This window comes from Tepidisphaeraceae bacterium, from assembly GCA_035998445.1.
In the GTDB taxonomy this organism is placed as follows: domain Bacteria; phylum Planctomycetota; class Phycisphaerae; order Tepidisphaerales; family Tepidisphaeraceae; genus DASYHQ01.
On the sequence record DASYHQ010000030.1, the window covers coordinates 1 to 3,718 of the forward strand.

The 3,718-nt window shown below is 64.7% G+C and carries 4 protein-coding genes; all 4 read left to right on the forward strand.

Going from position 1 to position 3,718, the window contains the following annotated elements; genetic code table 11:
• A partial coding sequence (locus VGN72_12315) for an IS481 family transposase (GenBank protein ID HEV7300144.1) occupies positions 1–137 on the forward strand: 137 nt, incomplete at its 5' end.
• Between the two features lie 295 nt (positions 138–432).
• Positions 433–984 (forward strand): hypothetical protein, encoded by a 552-nt coding sequence (locus VGN72_12320; GenBank protein ID HEV7300145.1) that lies wholly within the window; start codon positions 433–435, stop codon positions 982–984.
• A 328-nt stretch (positions 985–1,312) separates the two neighbouring features.
• On the forward strand, positions 1,313–2,188 hold the full coding sequence (locus VGN72_12325) for a hypothetical protein (protein ID HEV7300146.1): 876 nt from the start codon (positions 1,313–1,315) through the stop codon (positions 2,186–2,188).
• Positions 2,189–2,971: 783 nt separating this feature from the next.
• Positions 2,972–3,433: a hypothetical protein gene (locus VGN72_12330; protein HEV7300147.1), complete on the forward strand. Its 462-nt coding sequence runs from the start codon at positions 2,972–2,974 to the stop codon at positions 3,431–3,433.
• Positions 3,434–3,718 lie beyond the last annotated feature (285 nt).

Sequence of the window (3,718 nt, forward strand, 5' to 3'; positions counted from 1 at the left end):
CCGCATATAACTTCGCTAAGCGACTCAAAACCCTGCATGGCCTCACGCCCCACGAGTTCATCTGCAAGAAGTGGCTTGAAGACCCTAGCCAGTTCCATTCAGATCCGAACCAGCACATGCTGGGACTGTACACCTAACCTCTCCCGGAGTACCGGGAGAGGGACCGGACGGATTCGCGCCTCACTCGACCGACACCCACCCTGAGCGACGCCAGCCCACCCTGCTACCAACTCATAAATAATTCTCCTCTTGGCGCTCTTGGCGTGCTTGGCGATCTTGGCGCGAGTCCCCGCATCTCGATAACCCACGTTCCCGCATCCATCACCCTGCCGGGCACCTTATTTGCACCGCATTACCTGAGCCCGATTCTCGCTGGTAAACGGTATCGGCGGTGGCGTTCTGTCGGGGTGGGATGTCAAACGGAGGTGAATGATGCCAGTAGACGCACCTGCACTCGTGGCCGCGTTCGATCATCCCAGCCAGGCGCATGCCGCGATCGTGGAACTGGAACGGGCCGGCTTTTCCCATGACGACGTCGGATACATGACGCAGGACGCCAAGCCAATGGTCGGCGGCACCATCGTCGACGCACCCGCGGCCGATGCGCGCGGGGCACTTAGCGGCGCCATCACCGGGGGCATGGTCGGTGGCGTGCTGGCGGCGGCGGTCTCCATCCTCGTGCCCGGCGTCGGGCCCGTATTGGCCGGCGGTGTGCTGGCGGCGTTCTTCGGGGGCACGCTGGCCGGCACCGCGGTCGGGGGCATTCTTGGCGCGCTGCAGGGACTGGGTTTGTCCGAGGAACACGCCGCCGTTTACGAACGGCACTTCCAGCAGGGCCGGGCCGTAATCGTCGTGAAGCCGGGCGATCGCACCGGAGACGCCGAGCAGGTGTTGCGCCGCCATGGCGCCCTCGACCTGCACACCGAACCGGGCGCGGTGGTGCCGCATACCGATGCGTCTGGAATCGACTCGCCTCGCGCTTAAGGCTGGCGGACAAAGCCCCCGTCGCCTCGCGTGCACTTGTCATCACTTGTCATCCCGATGGGAGCCTTGGCGACCTGAGGCATCTTCCACGGCCCGCACCGTCAGCCAGTCGAGATCCCTCAGGTCGCCTTAGGCTCCCTTCGGGATGACAACCGCGCGTGCGGGTACTCACTTTGATCCGTCGAAGGGTGCCGACCGCGTTCCCCGAAAACTTTTGGGGTTGGCAATTCTGTTGCAAAGCACGACGCTAAGCCGTGGTTGAACTCGTTTGGCTACCGCGTCGCGGTACGGCAGACGTTGGTCCGAAATTTGCCACAGGAGACAGACTATGACCATGCACAACAAATCAGTCGGCACGGGCCTTTCCATGCTCGGTGGTATCGCGGCCGGGGCGGCGTTGATGTACCTGCTGGACCCCGAGGAGGGTCAGGCCCGCCGCGAGAACCTCTCGAAGTCCGCCAATGATGCGCTGTCGAAGGCCGGCACGTCGCTGGGCGCGCTCGGCACGGTCGCGGCGTCGTCGCTGCACTCGGCGACCGAGGGAACCGGGTCGGCCTGGTCGACGCTGGCCGACAAGGCCCGTGAACTGGCGCAGTCGATCGGTGAACACGCCAGCACCGCCACGTCGACCGCGGCCGCCGCCGCCACTGCCGCCGGCGCGACCGGTTACGCCGCCGCCCGCGACACGGCGTCCGACTGGGCCAACCGCGCCTCGACCAGCGCCCGCAACGCCTACGACTCGGCCAGCCATTCCGCACGCAACGCGTACGATTCGGCCCATCATTCCGCCCGCGACGCCTACGACAGCGCCGCCGGCACGGCCAGCGAATATTACGACGACGCCCGGGCCCGGGCGGGCTACGAAGAGGAATCGTCCTACGCCGCCCCCGTCGCCATCGGCGCCGGCACCGCCGCCCTGCTGGGCGCCGCGGCCGTCTACTTCCTGGATAAGGAAAAGGGCGCCGACCGCCGCCAGCAGGCCGTCGATTTGCTGAACAGCGTCGTCGTCAACACGCGCTCGCTCGCCCACCGCCTGGCCGACGAGGTGAAGGGCCAGGTGAACCAGTACAGCCAAGGTCAGGGCCAGGGCCAGCCGATGGACTACGCCACCAGCGACGACTACGTCGACGCCGGCCCGGAAGTGGGTCGCACGGACGTGTCGGGTGGGTCCGACGTGTCGGCATCCGACCGCGCGACGATGTAAGTCGCGACACGTTCACGAATACGCAACACAGCCGCCCGTCTCACCTTGAGACGGGCGGCTGTGTTCATTCAGGCATCGCTCCGCACGTAGCATGGGCGTCTCGCCCATGCGTGTGGACTGGAACGGAAAATGCAATTTTATGGCAGCCGCGCTGTCCAAGCCGCCAGTTGCAAATCTGATCTTTCGGCCTCATGACGTGCATGGGCGAGACGCCCATGCCACGGCCAGAGTCCGCATCGGCCCTGATTCGGTTCTCTACGCCGCCGCCGACCGTTGCCGCACGGCTTCGTCCCACCCGCCGCCGGACGCCCTGTAGAGCGTGACGCGAAGGCCGCGCGAGGTCGTCCTCGTGCAATGTCGCTTCCATTCGATGCCACGCCGCGTGACTTGCATGGATAGGACCTCGTGCGAAGGGCGTGCGATGTCCCGTTTGATGCGTGTGATGTCACATTTCATGCGTGTGATGTCACTTTTGATGCATCGTCTGTCACGTTTGATGCATGCGATGTCACGTTCAATGCATGCAACGTGACATCCGATGCATGCAATGTGACATCCCATGCATGCAACGTGACATCGCATGCATCAAACGTGACGCGAGATGCATGTAACGTGACGTCGCATGCATCAAACGTGACATCGCATGCGGTTTTCGTGACGCCGCACGCCTGAAATCTTCAGCGCAACGCCGCACCGTGACGGGACGATCAGGTTAACGTGACGCGAAACGCGGTTATCGTGACTGCAGTGCGACGGGGGACGTGGCCGATAAGAAGAACACCCATGCGACCGCGCAGCATCCATCCCCCCATGACGCCCGCCGAGCGGCAGGCCAAGAGCCGCGCGATCAAGAAGGGCACGTACTACACGATCCCGTCCATTCCGTGCGACCTGCCGCCCCACCTGTTGCCGAACGGCGACCCCAATCCATTCTCCCCCCACGCGGCGTTGCCGGCGCCGCAGCCGTTGCCCGCGTTGCCCGCGCCGCCCGAGACGGCGATCCAGAAGAAGCCCGCATCCCCCGCCTCAGCGCTGGCGCGGCCCGAAGCGCCCGCCAGCGCCACCGACGACGATGGGCTGCGCATGAGCCTTCCCCCCGCCGTCGCGGCCCGGCTGCACTGGCTGCTGGATCGGCACGAGGCCGGCAAGACCCTCACCGCCGCCGAACGCGCCGAGGCACAGGGCCTGATCGACATCGCCGACTACTTCGCCGTCCAACGCCTGCGCAATCGCCTGGCAGCTTAGCGCGACATTCGCTTAGAGCGTGTCATGCACTTTCGGGGTCAGTAACGCAGGCATGACGGCGCTGGGTGCCACGGTTTGGTACTCCAAGCCGTGCCTGCGTGTACCAGCACGGCTTGGAGTACCAAACCGTGGCACCCAATCTGGAAAGTGCATAACACGCTCTAGGTGTACAGTCCCAGCATGTGCTGGTTCGGATCTGAATGGAACTGGCTAGGGTCTTCAAGCCACTTCTTGCAGATGAACTCGTGGGGCGTGAGGCCATGCAGGGTTTTGAGTCGCTTAGCG

Coding starts and splice junctions, on each gene's coding strand:
- VGN72_12320 (HEV7300145.1), top strand. CDS start 433: ATGCCAGTAGACGCACCTGCACTCGTGGCCGCGTTCGATCATCCCAGC.
- VGN72_12330 (HEV7300147.1), top strand. CDS start 2,972: ATGCGACCGCGCAGCATCCATCCCCCCATGACGCCCGCCGAGCGGCAG.
- VGN72_12325 (HEV7300146.1), top strand. CDS start 1,313: ATGACCATGCACAACAAATCAGTCGGCACGGGCCTTTCCATGCTCGGT.